Below are 16,953 nucleotides of genomic sequence, written 5' to 3' on the forward strand. Positions count from 1 at the left end.
ATACTGTTAAGTTCAGGGGGACGATAAATTTGAAAGTGTATTGATTACTATTGTTGTTCTGTTGATGTAGTTTCCTGTTGTACTACTTCCTGCTGTATTTGCTCTTGCTGTGTTTGTTGAGGTTCTTCTGTTGATGCTGTTGAACGGTTATACATATTCATTCCTGCTAAAATAATGCCGCCAATGGAGCCAAGAGTGAATAATACGATAATAATAAGCAGGATTTTTTTCATCTTTGTTTCTCAATAACGTTCTTAGTTACAAGGTTTTTTTAGTTACAAGGTCTTTGTCACATAGAAAGTCAGCAGTATATAGTCTTCTGCATTCCAGACAAGCGATATACCCTCCACTTTTCAAAAGCTGTTTCCAATAATGACGATATCAGGCTGATCTGATAACAACTCTGTGGGAGAATAGTACTCCAATTTTTATGCAGCAAAACTCATGGCACTTTCCAATTCAATAAAAACTCAAATCAGCCAATGGTATAAGGCACTATCCATTCATATCAATGGTTTCGTTCCAAGAGCTTCGCAGCGTCAGATGATTGCCGAAGTAGCAAAAACATTGGCTGATGAAGAAGGGCGGCATTTAGTGATAGAAGCACCAACAGGTGTGGGAAAAACGCTGTCTTATCTTCTCCCCGGTATTGCTGTCAGTCGGGCGGAAAAAAAACTACTGGTGGTAAGTACAGCCAATGTCGCCTTGCAAGATCAGATTTACAGTAAGGACTTACCATTATTGCGAAAGATTATTCCCGATTTGAAATTTACCGGGGCTTTTGGTCGTGCGCGTTACGTTTGTCCGCGTAATCTGGAGGCTATCTGTGCTGCTGATGGAGAGCAAATTGATTTGATGTTTCTGATGGAAGATCAGATAACGATTGCTAATAGTGAGGAACGGGAGCTGTGCCGCCGATTACGCAATGATTACACCACTTTTGTCTGGGATGGTTTACGCGATCATCATAAACTGGCATTGCCGGATACGCTATGGTCAAAGATCAGCACGGATAAAGTGAACTGTCTGGCGAGAAACTGTCAGTTTTACCATCGCTGCCCATTCTTTCTTGCCAGAAGGGAAATTGAAGATGCTGATGTCGTAGTTGCCAATCATGCTTTGGTTATGGCAGCACTGGAAAGTGAATCTGTCTTACCAGAAGCTAAAAATTTGCTGTTGGTTTTGGATGAAGGCCATCATGTTCCCGATGTTGCAAGAGATTCACTGGAAGTTGAAGGGGAAATCACGTTATTTCAGTTAAATGGGCAACTGGATTCATTTGTTCGTCATGTAGAACAGTATTTGCTTCAGTTTCGCCCGGCAAAACCACCCACTTTGGCCAATACTACCCGTTTGCAGACACACTGTGAAAAAATCCGTGAATGTTTTAAAGAACTATCGGGTATTACACAGGTATTGTTGCCTGAAAACAGTGAAGTGGAAGAATATCTGTTTGAATTGGGAAAACTGCCGGATAATTTGCTGTTGTGTTGCCAGCAACTCTTTAAACTTACTGATGGATTACGCGGCTTATCTGAAGCGATTTTAAGTGATCTTACCGAGCAAACCGCCAAACAGGATATTGTCAGGCTGCACCGTGCTATCTTGCAGACTAGCCGGACATTAGGTTATTTCGAAAATATGACAAAACTATGGCGATTGGCTGTACAGGAGGAATCTTCCCATGCTCCGATATCAAAATGGTTAACACGCCGTTATGAGAAGAGTCAGTCACATTTCTACTTTCATTGCGTAGGCATTCGGGTAAGTGAGCAATTAACTCAATTATTATGGCGGAATATTCCTCATGTTGTGGTGACATCGGCAACATTACGCTCCCTGAATAGTTTTTCCCGTATTCAGGAGCTGACGGGTTTACATGAAAATCATGATGATCGCTTTATTACGTTATCATCTCCTTTTGAGCATGTGCGGCAAGGGCATCTGGTTATTCCTCAGATGACAGAAGAACCCACAATTCATAATGAAATGAAACATCTTGAAGAGATGGCTCGTTATTTTCGTGCACAAGTTTTGCAGGGTAAACATCAGGGAATGTTGGTGTTATTTAGCAGCCAACGAGCAATGGACGGTTTTCTCATTTTCGTAAAAGACTTACGATTGATGTTACTGGTGCAAGGAGATCAGCCGCGATATCGACTGGTGGAAACCCATTGCAAACGTATTGATGAAGGGCAGGCCAGTGTTCTGGTTGGGTTACAATCTTTTGCGGAAGGGCTGGATCTAAAAGGCGATTACCTTTCACAAGTGCATATCCACAAAATTGCTTTTCCACCTGTTACAAATCCCGTCATTATTACTGAAAGTGAATGGCTTAAGTCTTTGAAGCGTTATCCATTTGAAGTGCAAAGTCTGCCGAGTGCTTCTTTCAGTTTGATCCAACAAGTGGGGAGATTGATACGCAGCCATGAATGTTATGGGGATGTAGTGATTTACGACAAACGGTTATTAACCAAGCGTTATGGTTCCCGATTGCTGAAGGCGTTGCCTGTATTTCCGATTGAACAGCCCAAAATACTCTCGGAAGAAGAATTAGTGCGGATGAAAAAGGATAAATAATAAAAGAGTTAATATTATTTATCCTTTAAGCAGAATTTTATGGATAACCGCTATTTATCCTACTTTTTTCAGGAAGCAGGTTTTTAATACTAATCCTTTGATTTTATCGGCATTACATTCAATTTCATCTTCCCGGTTGGTAAGGCGAATATTCTTAATTAATGTGCCACGTTTCAATGTCTTAGAGGTTCCTTTGACTTTCAGATCTTTAATGACCTGGACTGAATCACCCTCATTCAGTAGTGCACCATTAGTATCTTTGACTTCGATATCCATCGTATATGATCCTTATGTTTATTTTTAGAACAGACAGGATTATAGAGAGAAAAATAATTTTTTAAAGGTTAGTATGATTTTTTATGCTAAAACTTCTATTTTTAGATATTTTTAATAACAAAAAAGGCCGTGGTAACGGCCTTAAAATCATGAAAGGATACTTTTAATATCTTATTGCTCAATATTTGCTTCAATAAACCATAAAAATTTGTCGAGATCACGGGAAGCGGCGGTGAACATATCTGCTGTGTCTTCATCTTTTGCATCAACAATAGCCTGACGGACATCATTGGCAACGATGGCATAGCGATCTGCCAGTGCTTTTAAGTGATCTTGCACATCATGAATATCTGTTGGATAACTTTCTAACCGAGTCCCTTTATGAACATCCTGAGTTGTTCCCAGAGCAGTACCGCCTAACTGCACTACACGTTCTGCAAAAGTATCGAGATGCTCAACAAGTGTGGTACGGAAATCATCCAGCATTTGATGAATGGCAATAAAGTTTTTGCCGCGTATATTCCAGTGAGCTTGTTTGGTCATCAGGGACAAGTCAATAAATTGGATCACCATATGGTTCAGGGTAGAAATAGAACTTTGCTTAATACCCTCATCAATATTATTACGGGTGTAAATCAGCTTAGAGGGATTTTTTCTGATAAATTTTGCTGTACTCATCGTAACGCTTCCTTAATTTAAACTATACCTATCGTCTTTCAGGTTTCAGCCCTGCTGGCTGTATTTTGAAATCCAAAAGATATAATGAATTATTTTATTGGATATATTAAAAGTAGCTGATCATTTATCAGAAGTCATATTGCTTTATTCTATCAAATTGATAGTTGATAAAAATATCATTAATCAATAATGGTAATAATCAAAACCGGATAATACTAAGTTCATCCGGCCTTGATGAGTTATGTAATATGATAAAGCAGCTTATTCAACCTTTTCGATTTTGGTTTTCTGTTTCACGGTGGAAGTAGAACCAATTGAGGCACAGATAATGCAGAAAAGGGCAATCCATTGCGTCGTAGTTAAGTGCTCGTTCAGGAAAATGATACCTGACAAGGCACCTAATGCAGGTTCCAGACTCATTAAAGTACCAAATGTTTTGGCAGGTAAGCGGGTAAGCGCAATCATTTCCAGTGTATAGGGAAATGCGGTCGATAAAATGGCGATCCCTAAAGCAACGGGCAGTAATGAGACATCAAACAGGAGTTCGGGGCCGGTTTGGATTAATCCTACTGGAAAGAAAATCAAGGCAGCAATTAATGAACCAATAGAAACTGTTGCAGCACCATAGCCTGCACCAGCACGTTGACCGAAGATAATATAGAGCGCCCAAAAAAAACCGGCTCCTAATGCATACAAAATACCTATAGGATCAAGTGTGCTGACATCGTCCCCAATAGGTAACAGAAAACCTAATCCGGCAATGACCAAAGCGATCCAGAGAAAATCCAGTGGACGACGTGAGGAAAACATGGCAACAGCAAGAGGACCAGTAAATTCAAGCGCAACGGCAATACCAAGAGGAATTCTGGAAAGTGCCATGTAAAACAGATAATTCATTCCACCGAGTGAAATACCGTAGGCAAGGAGAGGAATGATTGATGACCGCTGAAATTTCAGACGCCAGGGCTTAAAGATCAGGAATAAAATCATTGTCCCCAATGCGAGTCTCAGAGCTGTTACACCGGGCGCACCAATGACATGAAATATTGTTTTGGCTAATGATGCACCAGCTTGAATTGATGTCATTGAAAATAACAATAAAATGATAGGAAGCAGAGGAAAAGATGCCGCCCGATGTTTGGAAAGAGACATTTGCAGAAAACCTCAATTACAACATGTTATTTAGGGAGGGTTATCTTCGCAGCGAAATAATCAGAACTCAACTGTATTATGTGTTGTATGTTCATTAAGCTAACGTATAATCAAAAATTAAAAAAATAATAATGTGGAGTTTAGACATGAAAGAGACTGTATTGAAGAGTTCATCAAAAAAAAATGAGGCAATAAAGAGCATTGCGGTTTATTGTGGTTCAAGTTTGGGAGCATCTGAAATTTATAAAGAGAATGCTATTCTTTTTGCAAAAGAGCTTGTTAAACGTGGTATTACTTTGGTGTATGGTGGTGCCAGTGTAGGAATTATGGGAACAGTTGCAGATACAGTATTACACGAAGGAGGCAGAGTTATTGGTGTCATTCCGGCATTGCTGGAAGAACGTGAAATTTCTCATAAGAATTTATCTGAACTTCATATTGTGGAAACTATGCATCAGCGTAAAAATAAAATGATTGAACTTGCTGATGGTTTTGTTGCATTGCCTGGTGGTTTTGGTACATTGGAAGAATTTAGTGAAGTCTTTACATGGAGTATGATTGGCCTTAATAGTAAACCATGTGGTATTCTGAATATCAATAATTTTTATGATCCTCTTATCTCTATGATTAATAAAATGGCGGACGAGTGGTTTTTGCAGGAAAAATATCGCAATATGGCGATTATTGAGAAAAATCCTACTGTGTTACTTGACCGTTTTGAACATTATGTAGTGCCTTCAATAAAAACTTACAATTAATACTGATATTAGGAGCGCAGGCATGATAATAAGAACTGCCTCTATGCAGGATCTTGATGCTATTTCATCACTCTACAATATATTATTCAGTGAAATGGCTGCATTGCAGCCAGACCGATTGAGAGATGTGGAACAAGATAGAGAATTTATTATTTCCAGTATAAATGATGATAAATTCTATTTATTAGTTGCAGAAGATGATAATGGCGATATTAAAGGCTTCTGCATTGCACAAGAAAATAAAACACCGCCATTTAACTGTCTGATACCGAGAAATTATGGCTATATTATTGATTTAGTTGTCAGTCAGGATGTCAGAAGTCAGGGCATTGGTCAGCGATTATTAACAGAAATGAAAAGGTGGGCGAAGAAAAATAACTATACTCATTTGGAACTCAATGTTTTATCAAAAAATGTTGCAGCGACGAAACGACGAAACTTTATGAAAGGGAAGGTTATAAAGAAATTAGCAAATTAATGGCTATTACATTGTGATTCAAGGGAAAGCAGATGCAAATTTCGCTAGTTGAAGTGGATGAAGATAATTATCGAGATGTTATGTCTCTTGAAGTTGAACCAGGGCAAGAAAAATTCGTTGCGTCGAATTCGGAGTCAATTGCTGAATCAAAATTCAACCAATATTGCAGGCCAAGAGTAATATATTTTGGTAAAAAATTGTCGGTTTCGCTATGTATGAACGTTGTGTGAATGAAGGAAGACCTAATGAATATAATCTTTATCGCATGATGATCGACAAATCGTATCAAAATAAGGGAATCGGCAGTGTTGCCATACAATTATTGCTGGATGAAATGAAACAACAGACAAATTGTCATAAAATATCTGTTTGTCATGATGAAACGAGTGAACGACACCACAAATTCTACCCGCATTTTGGTTTTACCGAAGTGAGTTATTGTAATGAGTATGAGGAAATGTTAGCGGAGCTCATTGTAAAAAAGGAAGTTTAGCTACTCATCAAAGAGAAAAGATATTTCCCATATGATTAACGTTGTTAACAAATATTACAGGTAAATTAATAATTCTGGAGCTTGCTAAAAGAATATTTGTCTGCCAGAATTTAAAATAAATATGGCAAAAAGTTTATTTGGTGTATCCTCAATCTCGTTAAGTCAAAATATGATAAACCTCTAAATTTCTGTGGTGAAATAATGAAAATAGGGAAACACTTTAGTAATAGCTTTATTCTTAAGTTACTATTGTTTATTATGATTGCTGGTTTGGGATTGAGAGTACCGATATCTTATATCCCACCGATGTCACAGGAAATCATCGACGATTTAAAAATAAGTCATTCTACGTTTGGTTTGATAACATCTCTGTCACCCTTGTGTTTTTTCTTATTTTCTCCCTTAACTCCTTATTTTGAAAGTAAAATAGGTTTATATAAAACCTTATTGATGACATTTATTGTCGCTATTGCTGCTTATCTTTTAAGGTTAAACAGCTCTCTGATATTACTGTTGACTTCTACAGTAATGTTTGGGTTTGCCATTGCATTGGGAAATATTGCATTACCTTCATTTTTTAAGAGATTGGGGAGTAACAGGATCGCTCTTTTATCATCATCTTATACGGCTTCTCTGTATTTGGGGCCAGCAATGGCAACAGGTCTCACTTTACCTGTTAAGCATGTTTTTGGGCTTTCCTGGAACGGAGTATCATGGATTTGGATCTTAATCCCGATATTTTCATTGTTCTTGATTTTATTATTTTCTGATAAGAAATCTCAGTCCTCAGACAGTAGCCCGCATTCCCCTAGTAATGATAATGATAAACCGGATAAGGTCATTAATCCGTGGGTAAGTATTCCATGTTGGGTTATGGCTGTTTATTTTTCTATTTTATCGCTTAATTTTTATATCATTACTGCCTGGTTCCCCGAAATTATCAGTTCTTATGGTTTAGGCCAGACTGAGTCTGCATCCTACGCAGCTCTGTTCTCATTAATTGCGATACCTTTTGCAACATTAACGGCATTTTATATCTATAAAATAAAAAGACAGGAAATAATGTTCATCATTAACCCAATTATTGGTATGTTGGGGATTGTACTATTCGTGTATGGTCAGAAAAGTTTAATTCCTGTTGCAGTTATGATCATGGGAATCGGTGCTGGTATTTGTACAGGAGTTGCATTTTTACTGCCGTTGTTGCGTTTCAATCATACCGCCAATGTTACAAGAGCAAACTCAATGATACAGTCAATTGGCTATTTGATTGCGTTTTGTGGCCCGGTTGTTTCTGGTTATATTCATGATTTAACATCCTCATGGAATATCATTATGTGGATGCTTTTCATTATACTAGGGATACAGGGAATTTTGGGGATAGTAATTGGAAAAAATGAGAAGCTTGATGCCAAATAGTATCGATTCAAATAGTATTGATTATTAGCGGTTATAAAAACCGCTAATAATATACTTTATGGATTGCAAATGCAGACAACAAAATTGTAATTTGAAAGACGACAGATAGAAAAGAGTTTATATTTCAATAACCATTCCTGTTTCTTTACTATAAATACTACGTATATAACCTTTAGCTATTTGTTCTCCTGTACAAGTTTCCTGTCCGGGGAAGAACTTGGCATAACGGGTAAATGATTCATCCAGTAATCTTGGGCTAACTACGTTGATTCGGATATTGGTGATTTCAGTTGCTGCCGAGCGGACAAAAGCATCAATAGCACCATTGGTTACAGCCGTTTGTGAACCATTAGGCGACATTATTTTACCAACAATACCGGATGTTAAAGTGATTGAGCCGCCGGGTTTAACGTATTGCAAGGCACGGAGTGCAACGTTGATCTGACCCAGTGCTTTATTCCTGAGACTTTCCTCATAGTCACTCAGCTTTTTTGGTTTCGTCCAGTTGGTTTTACCGAATACACAGACAATAGCTTCAAACATCTTATTTTTAGATAAAAAATTATCTAATTGTTGAGTATCGAAAATATCAAGCGGGTATTCAGATGAATGACGACTGGCTTGAAGAATTTCAAGATCTGTAGGGTTATCAGTCAGCAAGGGATGATATTTTTTGATATTACTGATAATGTGCTTTCCTATATTTCCTGTTGCTCCTATCACTAATATTTTCATATTGATGGCTCCGTGATTTAATTAGATTATGTCATGCCGGATAGAATAATGATTATTTAGTTTTAGAGTGTAGCTCAGCTCTATATTTTTTTAGAACTTCATCAATAACCCAACTGGTTCGTGAAGCGGATATACCATTAGAAGGGCAGATATCTTTTCCCTGTAATTGATGCACTATTGTCTGGATTAATGGCATTTGAATATGTGTGGGATTTTCAAAATGGAAATGATGCAGTGTATTGTTTTCATCGTAATATGAAATTGGGGAATCACCGAATGTTGCAAAGGTTATTTTGCCTTTTGTACCAACGATTTCTACTTTATCTTCACGAGAGCTGGCAACAAAATTCCAGATACCTACTCCCTGCACCTGATTTTCAAACATCAATGACATTGAAACACAATCTTCTGCCGGATAGGCTTTTGCCTGTGAATTAGAGTGCCCTTTGACTGAAATAATTTTTCCCAGAAGAAAATCCAACATATCCAGTGTATGGCAAGCTAAATCAACGAATAATCCACCACCGGATATTTCTGGTTTGACAAACCAGGGAAGATTATCCGGATCCAGATAACGAGATTCCATTTCTCTGAATAATTGACAGATCACAATACGTGGAGTGCCAATTGCACCGGAATCAATTAGCGATTTTATTTTGGTAAATCTCGGCAAGGCTCTGCGATAATAAGCCACGAATAGTGGCACATTATGGGACTGGCAGGCCGCAATCATTTCATTGCATTCTGAAAATGTCAGAGCCATTGGTTTCTCTACATAAACTATTTTGCCAGCCTCAGCAGCCAATAAAGTATATTCTTTATGAGTAGAAGGGGGAGTTGCAATGTATACTGCATCAATATCAGGATCATTAACCAGAGTTTTGGCATCAGAATACCATTTGGGCACATTATGTCTTTTGGCGAAATCTTTAGCCAAATTTGCATTGCGTCGCATAACGGCAATTAATTCTGAATTTTCCAATTTATAAAAAGCCGGGCCACTTTTTACCTCTGTTACATTACCACAACCAATAATACCCCATCTGATTTTTTGCATTTTATTCTTCCGGTATCTCAAATTGTAAAATTCCTTTCTAGTCTATAATACCTCCTTACTTTGTTCTATGCTCCCCGTCCGGTAGTTTATATTTTTACATTAGAAAAATTTATTTTTCTGATTTCTGGGGGAGGACATTGATGATGTGAGTCTTGAAATGACTGTTTGAAGGAGCTCTGGAAGCATACTGGCGATACTTTTTGCCTGTTGTGGCATAATAGATAACTATCGATTTTTCTAAATTCCTTTTTTATTCACTATAAGAGCAAACGTTGTGTTAAGTACAAACAACATTACTATGCAGTTTGGCAGTAAGCCTCTGTTTGAAAACATTTCTGTCAAATTTGGTCACGGTAACCGTTATGGCCTGATTGGTGCCAACGGTGCAGGTAAATCAACTTTTATGAAAATCTTGGGGGGAGATCTAACACCGACCTCCGGCAATGTCAGTCTTGATCCGAATGAACGCTTAGGTAAATTGCGTCAGGATCAGTTTGCCTTTGAAGAATGCACTGTATTGGATACAGTCATCATGGGGCATACGGAATTGTGGCAAGTGAAGCAGGAACGTGACCGTATTTATGCCATGGCAGAAATGAGCGAAGAAGATGGTTATCGTGTTGCGGATCTGGAAGTCGCTTATGGTGAAATGGATGGATACAGCGCGGAAGCACGTGCCGGAGAATTATTGCTTGGCGTCGGTATTCCGGTAGAACAGCATTATGGCTTGATGAGTGCAGTTGCTCCGGGCTGGAAATTACGTGTTTTGCTGGCACAGGCGCTATTTTCTAATCCTGATGTTTTGCTGCTTGATGAACCAACCAACAACCTGGATATCGATACTATCCGTTGGTTGGAACAAGTACTGAACGAACGCGACAGTACGATGATTATCATTTCCCATGACCGCCATTTCCTGAACACAGTGTGTACTCATATGGCTGATCTGGATTATGGTCAATTGCGTCTGTTCCCCGGCAATTACGATGAATACATGGTAGCGGCAACTCAGGCACGTGAACGTCTGCTAGCAGATAATGCCAAGAAGAAAGCCCAGATTGCTGAATTACAGGCATTTGTCAGCCGTTTTAGTGCTAATGCTTCTAAATCTAAGCAGGCAACTTCACGTGCCCGTCAGATTGATAAAATTCAGTTAGAAGAAGTAAAAGCTTCCAGCCGTCAGAATCCATATATCCGCTTTGAGCAGGAGAAAAAACTGTTCCGTAATGCGCTGGAATTAGAAGGTCTGACTCAAGGTTATGATAATGGGGCACTGTTTAAGAATCTGAACTTGCTGATGGAAGTTGGCGAAAAAATGGCGGTGATTGGTGAGAACGGTATTGGTAAAACAACATTGCTGAAGACTTTGATTGGTGAAGCTGAACCAAACAGCGGTACGATTAAATGGTCTGAAAATAGCACCATTGGCTATTATGCACAGGATCACGCCAGTGATTTTGACGGTGATCTGACTGTATTTGAATGGATGAGTCAGTGGAAGCGTGAAAATGATGATGAACAGGCAGTACGTAGTGTACTGGGACGTTTACTGTTCACTCAGGATGATATCAGGAAAAAAGTCGGCGTATTGTCTGGTGGAGAAAAAGGCCGGATGTTGTTTGGCAAGCTAATGATACATAAACCAAATATTTTGGTGATGGATGAGCCAACTAACCATCTGGATATGGAATCTATTGAATCACTAAACCTTGCGTTGGAACTTTACCAAGGTACGTTGATTTTTGTGTCCCATGACCGCGCATTTGTCAGTTCATTGGCCAGTCGTATTCTGGAAATTAAAGCCGATAAGGTTATTGATTTTAAAGGTACTTATGATGAGTATCTGAGAAGTCAGGGGATTGTTGAGTAACTCCTCCGTTTTTTCAGGCCCCGTAGATTAACAATGGGGCCTGTTACTCGCTGTCCTGGCATACCTCACACCGGGGATCTTTAAGCAATCTTATTTCACGAAACTGCATTATCATCGCATCGAACAATAATACTTTGCCTCTGGCAACTTCACCGTATTGAGTCAGCAACTTAATCGCTTCCATTGCCTGCAATGAACCAATTGTACCTACGAGTGGTGCCATTACACCTGTTTCAACACAAGTCAGGTTATTTTCACCGAATAATCGGCTCAGGCAGCGGTAGCAAGGTTCTCCTGTTTGATAGGTAAAAACTGATAATTGCCCTTCCATGCGAATAGCCGCACCGGAAACCAAGGCTGTTTTATGCTCATAGCATAATCGGTTGAGTTTCTCACGAATTGCAACATTATCTGTGCAATCCAGCACAATATCATGCTGACTAATTAGCTGATCTAAGGCCAAGTCATCCAATAATTCTGCAATGGGATGGATAGCAATGTGAGGATTGATTTCCTGTAGTGTTAGTGCTGCTGAATGCACTTTAGCCATACCAATGCGTTCATCACGGTGAAGGATCTGACGTTGTAAATTAGAGAGGGAAACGGTATCAAAATCTAATAAAGTGATCGCTCCGACACCTGCTGATGTTAAATATTGGGCGGCTGCACAACCAAGTCCACCCAAACCGACTATCAGCACTTTGGATGATTTCAATTTTTCTTGTCCGTCAAAATCAAAGTGACGTAGAACAATCTGCCGGTTGTAGCGTAGAATTTCTTCATCGGTGAGTTCGATAGTCATTTTCTCAGTTAATCACTGGTTTTCATTTATTTATTGATTTTTCAGCAAATGGTTGAAAAATTCGATCTGTACGGTTTCTCCGGTCACAACGGAACCTCGTTCCTGCTCCAGTACGATAAAGCAATTTCCGAGGCTATATGAACTGAAAATATGCGAACCTTGATGCCCGGTGCTTCGAACTTCTAACTCACCTTGCTCATTGAGTGCAGCGATCCCACGCTGGAAATCCAGCCTGCCGGGGGATTTTTTCAAAGGTGTCATAACCTTGGCGCTGAACCTCATTGGTGGTTGCCATGCAGTAAAACCCGATAAGTGTGCAATCAAAGGTTGTACTAATTGGTAGAAAGTCAGCACAGCGGATACCGGATTACCCGGTAAACCACAGAACCACGCGTTTTTTAGTTTACCAAAAGCAAAAGGTTTACCGGGTTTAATCGCCAATTTCCAGAAGTTAATTTTACCCATTTCATCCAAAATTTGTTTAGTGTAATCAGCTTCACCAACGGAAACCCCGCCACTACTGATAACTAAATCTGCGAGTTCATTGGCTTGTACAAAAACGTAACGTAGAGCGTCAGGATCATCAGGGATGACACCGAAATCAATAACGTCACAGTCTAATTTTTCCAGCATCAGACGAACCGCAAAACGGTTGGTATCATAAATTTGCCCCGCCTGTAATGGTTCACCAATTGCTTGTAGCTCATCACCGGTAGAAAAAACTGCAACTTTTAATTTGCGGATCACATCAACTTTCGCAATCCCCAGAGAAGCAAGCAGAGGTAATTGTGCGGTAGCGAGTTTCATACCCTGTGGCAGGACTGCTGTATTTTGAGCGATATCTTCGCCTATGGTACGAATGTTTTGTCCCTGATGGACAGGGTATGTAAACCGAACGCCTGATTCAGTAACTTCTGCCTGCTCTTGCATAACGACAGCATCAGTACCTACGGGGATCGGGGCGCCCGTCATAATACGGATGCAAGTACCTAAAGGCCATTCCCCTTGAAATGGTATACCAGCCAGTGCTTTTCCTGTTACGGGTAAAACTTGAGTATTGTGCAGATCAGTAAAGCGAATAGCATAGCCGTCCATTGCTGAGTTATCAAAAGGGGGAACATTAACTGGTGAGATAATATCTGTAGCCGTAATACGGCCTGCTGATTGTGTCAGGTTAATTGTTTCTGTCTCGGTAAGAGGAGCGGCTTGTGTTAATAGCTTTTTCAGCGCCTGTTCGAGTGAAATTAAACCTGAAGTATAACAATGATCCATGTAAGCTCCCAATGTGCGGCAAGTGGCATGAGGGCATTATGGCAAATATCCTTTTAATGGGGAATTGCTAGTGCTCAATGGGTATGATTAGTGACTAAGAAAAGATGTATATTAGATTCATGATTTGCTATAACTAAATAATGGCAATTAAAACAATTGATTGAATAAATACATAATCACTATGAGCAATCAAATCATCGCACCAAGCAGCCGTAACTATCAAGCTATTCAGATTGCATTGAGCGGTTTTCTTGCTTTAGTTGTTGCAATGGGAATAGGACGCTTTACTTTTACTCCACAAGTTCCATTGATGATCGCAGAATCGCAATTCACTCTGACAGAAGCAGGAATTGTTGCTGCGTTTAATTACCTTGGTTATTTTGCTGGCTCTTATGATGCAATGCGGGCACGGCAGTTTATAGAGTATCGTCTGTGGGGCGGGCTGTGGGGAGCGGTAATTATTACACTTCTGTCGGCCTTGTTGAATGGCCCGGTATTACACAGTATTGCCCGCTTTTTTATTGGTTGGGCGAGTGGTTGGACATTGGTATTAGTGGCAGCATGGGCGAATGATGTACTGGCAAAACTGAATCGTCCGGGGCTAAGTGCGGCTGTCTTTGCAGGTACTGGAATTGGAATTTTGATCAGTGGCGCACTAGCGGCGGGGATTCAGTCGTGGGGAATGAATGCTGCTCAGGCATGGTTTATTTATGGCATTCTGGCCTTGTTGTGCAGTATTTATGCTAGTCGTCATTTACCGCGTCGTGGCGAATTACATCGCCCACAGGCAGTTACCCAAAAACTGGCGTTAACTCCAGAAATTAAACGGTTGCTATGGAGTTACAGTCTGGCGGGATTTGGTTATATTTTGCCTGCCACATTCCTTTCTCAAATGGCTTCTGAACGTTTTCCCGGCAGCCTATTTGCGCAATTTGTCTGGCCGATATTTGGCGGCGCTTCCGTCATTGGTATTGTACTGGGGATCCTGTTAAGTCATGTATCGACGGCTCAGGTTCGTTTAGCGATCACACTCTGGCTTCAGGCACTCGGAATATTGATAGCCGAGGTAATGCCGGGGATCAGCGGCCTTGTCATTGGGGCATTGTTGATTGGCGGTGGTTTTATGTGTGTAGTACAACTGGCCTTGCTGTATGGACGTGAATTAGCACCTAATCATACTCATTATATGGCGGGATTATTGACCACAGGTTATGCTGTGGGGCAATTGGTCGGGCCGATGTTGTCTGCTATTTCAACATGGCTGACTGGTAAACTGGAACCTGCTTTATATATCGCATTTATTGGCTTGGTTATTGCTGGATTGTTGGTATTTAATCGCAACAGAATTTATCGGAAATAATCCTGATTTGGTGCATTGATGCAGTGACGGTATAGTTATGAACCTGACCCAATGGATTTCAATATGCGCTGACAAAAATGCGATTTGAAAGACGACGGGCGACGGGTATAGCTATTCAATATTTGGTATAGCTATAACCCATCATATAATGGAAGTATTACTCTTGGAGAAATCAATGTCATCCTTAAGTACAGAAGCTACGCTGGTGCATTCGGCACTGGTCGCTCATGGTCTTGAAACCCCATTGCGTGAACAAACTTTAGAGCCTGAAGTGCGTAAGGCACGCATTGAGGAACATATGACAGAAATTATGAAACTGTTAAACCTGGATTTGAGTGATGACAGTTTGGCTGATACGCCGGGTCGGATTGCGAAAATGTATGTAGATGAAATATTTTCGGGTTTAGACTACAGAAATTTTCCGAAAATCACTTTGATACAAAATAAAATGAAAGTTGATGAGATGGTGACTGTGAGAGATATCACACTGACCAGTACTTGTGAACACCATTTTGTAACTATCGATGGAAAGGCCACTGTAGCTTATATTCCTAAGGATAAAGTTATCGGGTTATCAAAAATTAACCGTATAGTGCAATTTTTTGCGCAACGCCCCCAGGTGCAGGAACGTTTGACACAGCAAATTTTAATTGCGCTACAAACTTTGCTTGGGACAAATAATGTTGCCATCTCTATTGATGCTGTTCATTACTGTGTGAAAGCCCGTGGTATTCGCGATGCAACCAGTACCACAACAACGACTTCTCTTGGCGGTTTATTTAAGTCCAGTCAGAATACACGACAGGAATTTTTGCGAGCCGTTCGCCACTTACACTTATCGTGATCCATCTTTATTATCATGACAAGTCGTCAGTTAAATAGTGGAGTAACGAGCCATAGGATTGTGGCTCTTGATAGTGTGCGTGGTTTCGCCATTTTGGGCATATTATTACTGAATATCTCTAGTTTTGCGTTGCCATATGCTGCTTATATGAATCTCTTTTATAAAGAGGATGTCTCATTTTCTGATGTATTAATATGGTCTGCCTTGAGTACTTTTGCTCAGGGAAAATTTTTATTTGTTCTAACGCTGCTGTTTGGTGCGTCACTTGAGTTATTGAGGCAACGAGATCATAACTGGAATCTTTACAGGCTGTTGATTCTGGCTGTTATTGGTTTATTGCACGGGATTTTACTGTGGGATGGCGATATCTTGCTGTCATATGGTTTGGCTGGCATTTTTGCGTTGCATTTGCTCGTTACCCGCCACAATCTGTTTGGCCAAGGGGTTGTTTTTTACCTGTTCGGTTTGATGATGTTTTATCTGTTGGGATTATTTCCAGTGGAAGAAAATAGTACTTTCTGGCGTCCATTAGAACAGGATGTTTTTCATGAAGTTTACTGGAAAACCCATGGCGGGCTATTGGCGATAGAGCATCGTCTGCGTCAGGTCAGTGGGGCAATGATAGTCACCGCGGTACAGTATGGCTGGCAAATGGTTGGGACAATGCTTTGTGGGGCAATGTTAGTACGTAATGGATGGTTGAAAGGAGCATACAGTAGTTACCATTATCGTCGGATGGCGTTGTGGCTGTTTGTCGTTGGTTTGGTGATCCACTCTGTTGCTCTGTTAGTTCAGTATTTATATCCGTACAGTTATTTCATCGCCTTGACTGTGCGTCATACCCTCGCTGAATTAGCGACACCATTCCTGGCATTGGCTTATGTGGCACTGACTTATGGATTCTGGCCGATTATTTCCCGTTGTCGAGTTATTTTCTGGTTCCAGCAGGTTGGCAGAATGCCGTTAACCTGTTATTTAATGCAAACTTTGATTTGTACCGTACTTTTTTATCATTGGGCGTTATTTAATCAATTCACCCGTTTGGAATTGTTAATATTTGTTCCTTTCGTCTGGGGGTGTAATATCGGATTTGCCTGCTGGTGGTTGAAGTATCATCAAAAAGGGCCTGTTGAAACACTTTGGCAGAGTCTGTCTGGAAAATTGGCAGAAAGATTTTAA

The 16,953-nt window shown here is 40.1% G+C and carries 18 protein-coding genes; 10 read left to right on the forward strand and 8 right to left on the reverse strand.

What is annotated here, in order from left to right; genetic code table 11:
• Nucleotides 1-47: 47 nt before the first annotated feature.
• Nucleotides 48-233, reverse strand: a complete 186-nt coding sequence (locus Xind_RS14715; protein WP_047682954.1) for a hypothetical protein — start codon at nt 231-233, stop codon at nt 48-50.
• A 211-nt stretch (nt 234-444) separates the two neighbouring features.
• Between Xind_RS14715 and dinG the strand changes: the two genes are divergently transcribed.
• Nucleotides 445-2,580, forward strand: a complete 2,136-nt coding sequence (gene dinG, locus Xind_RS14720) for an ATP-dependent DNA helicase DinG (protein ID WP_187650351.1) — start codon at nt 445-447, stop codon at nt 2,578-2,580.
• A gap of 54 nt (nt 2,581-2,634) precedes the next feature.
• Here dinG and Xind_RS14725 read toward each other — a convergent pair whose 3' ends face one another.
• The 3 genes from Xind_RS14725 to rhtA all read right to left on the reverse strand — a co-directional run bounded on the left by Xind_RS14725 (nt 2,635) and on the right by rhtA (nt 4,686).
• The gene (locus tag Xind_RS14725; protein ID WP_047682950.1) at nt 2,635-2,856 is read right to left on the reverse strand and encodes an alkylphosphonate utilization protein; all 222 of its coding nucleotides are present in this window, start codon (nt 2,854-2,856) and stop codon (nt 2,635-2,637) included.
• Between the two features lie 171 nt (nt 2,857-3,027).
• Nucleotides 3,028-3,534 (reverse strand): DNA starvation/stationary phase protection protein Dps, encoded by a 507-nt coding sequence (gene dps, locus Xind_RS14730; RefSeq protein WP_187650352.1) that lies wholly within the window; start codon nt 3,532-3,534, stop codon nt 3,028-3,030.
• A gap of 261 nt (nt 3,535-3,795) precedes the next feature.
• Nucleotides 3,796-4,686, reverse strand: coding sequence for a threonine/homoserine exporter RhtA (gene rhtA, locus Xind_RS14735; RefSeq protein ID WP_047682948.1), 891 nt, complete (start codon nt 4,684-4,686; stop codon nt 3,796-3,798).
• 146 nt (nt 4,687-4,832) lie between these two features.
• On the opposite strand from rhtA, the gene Xind_RS14740 reads away from it, so the two are divergent.
• From Xind_RS14740 to Xind_RS14755, 5 genes are all read left to right on the forward strand, one after another.
• A complete protein-coding gene (locus tag Xind_RS14740) occupies nt 4,833-5,444 on the forward strand; it encodes an LOG family protein (protein WP_052189599.1) in 612 nt (203 codons plus the stop codon).
• A 43-nt stretch (nt 5,445-5,487) separates the two neighbouring features.
• A complete protein-coding gene (locus tag Xind_RS14745; protein ID WP_338114360.1) occupies nt 5,488-5,922 on the forward strand; it encodes a GNAT family N-acetyltransferase in 435 nt (144 codons plus the stop codon).
• 32 nt (nt 5,923-5,954) lie between these two features.
• Nucleotides 5,955-6,152, forward strand: coding sequence for a hypothetical protein (locus tag Xind_RS21755; protein ID WP_246432564.1), 198 nt, complete (start codon nt 5,955-5,957; stop codon nt 6,150-6,152).
• A complete protein-coding gene (locus tag Xind_RS21760; RefSeq protein ID WP_338114361.1) occupies nt 6,149-6,415 on the forward strand; it encodes a GNAT family N-acetyltransferase in 267 nt (88 codons plus the stop codon). Before Xind_RS21755 ends, Xind_RS21760 begins: the two co-directional genes overlap by 4 nt.
• A gap of 201 nt (nt 6,416-6,616) precedes the next feature.
• Nucleotides 6,617-7,834, forward strand: coding sequence for an MFS transporter (locus Xind_RS14755; RefSeq protein WP_047682944.1), 1,218 nt, complete (start codon nt 6,617-6,619; stop codon nt 7,832-7,834).
• Nucleotides 7,835-7,951: 117 nt separating this feature from the next.
• Here Xind_RS14755 and Xind_RS14760 read toward each other — a convergent pair whose 3' ends face one another.
• Together Xind_RS14760 and Xind_RS14765 are read right to left on the reverse strand one after the other, a co-directional pair.
• The gene (locus Xind_RS14760; protein WP_047682942.1) at nt 7,952-8,569 is read right to left on the reverse strand and encodes a short chain dehydrogenase; all 618 of its coding nucleotides are present in this window, start codon (nt 8,567-8,569) and stop codon (nt 7,952-7,954) included.
• Between the two features lie 52 nt (nt 8,570-8,621).
• Nucleotides 8,622-9,626 (reverse strand): Gfo/Idh/MocA family protein, encoded by a 1,005-nt coding sequence (locus tag Xind_RS14765; RefSeq protein ID WP_047682941.1) that lies wholly within the window; start codon nt 9,624-9,626, stop codon nt 8,622-8,624.
• A 274-nt stretch (nt 9,627-9,900) separates the two neighbouring features.
• Here Xind_RS14765 and Xind_RS14770 point away from each other — a divergent pair, with 274 nt between their 5' ends.
• Nucleotides 9,901-11,496, forward strand: a complete 1,596-nt coding sequence (locus Xind_RS14770; protein WP_047682940.1) for an ABC-F family ATPase — start codon at nt 9,901-9,903, stop codon at nt 11,494-11,496.
• Between the two features lie 43 nt (nt 11,497-11,539).
• Here Xind_RS14770 and moeB read toward each other — a convergent pair whose 3' ends face one another.
• Nucleotides 11,540-12,298, reverse strand: coding sequence for a molybdopterin-synthase adenylyltransferase MoeB (gene moeB, locus Xind_RS14775; protein ID WP_047682938.1), 759 nt, complete (start codon nt 12,296-12,298; stop codon nt 11,540-11,542).
• A 30-nt stretch (nt 12,299-12,328) separates the two neighbouring features.
• The gene (gene moeA / locus Xind_RS14780; protein WP_187650353.1) at nt 12,329-13,570 is read right to left on the reverse strand and encodes a molybdopterin molybdotransferase MoeA; all 1,242 of its coding nucleotides are present in this window, start codon (nt 13,568-13,570) and stop codon (nt 12,329-12,331) included.
• A gap of 181 nt (nt 13,571-13,751) precedes the next feature.
• Here moeA and Xind_RS14785 point away from each other — a divergent pair, with 181 nt between their 5' ends.
• The 3 genes from Xind_RS14785 to yeiB all read left to right on the forward strand — a co-directional run bounded on the left by Xind_RS14785 (nt 13,752) and on the right by yeiB (nt 16,953).
• Nucleotides 13,752-14,930 carry a YbfB/YjiJ family MFS transporter gene (locus tag Xind_RS14785; protein WP_187650354.1) on the forward strand — a complete coding sequence of 393 codons (1,179 nt, stop codon included), beginning with the start codon at nt 13,752-13,754 and terminating at the stop codon, nt 14,928-14,930.
• Between the two features lie 175 nt (nt 14,931-15,105).
• Nucleotides 15,106-15,774: a GTP cyclohydrolase I FolE gene (folE, locus tag Xind_RS14790; RefSeq protein WP_187650355.1), complete on the forward strand. Its 669-nt coding sequence runs from the start codon at nt 15,106-15,108 to the stop codon at nt 15,772-15,774.
• A 60-nt stretch (nt 15,775-15,834) separates the two neighbouring features.
• Entirely contained in the window at nt 15,835-16,953 is a 1,119-nt protein-coding gene (gene yeiB, locus Xind_RS14795) for a DUF418 domain-containing protein YeiB (protein WP_338114362.1), read from the forward strand.

The sequence above is a fragment of the Xenorhabdus indica genome, assembly GCF_014467235.1.
Classification (GTDB): Bacteria; Pseudomonadota; Gammaproteobacteria; order Enterobacterales; family Enterobacteriaceae; genus Xenorhabdus; species Xenorhabdus indica.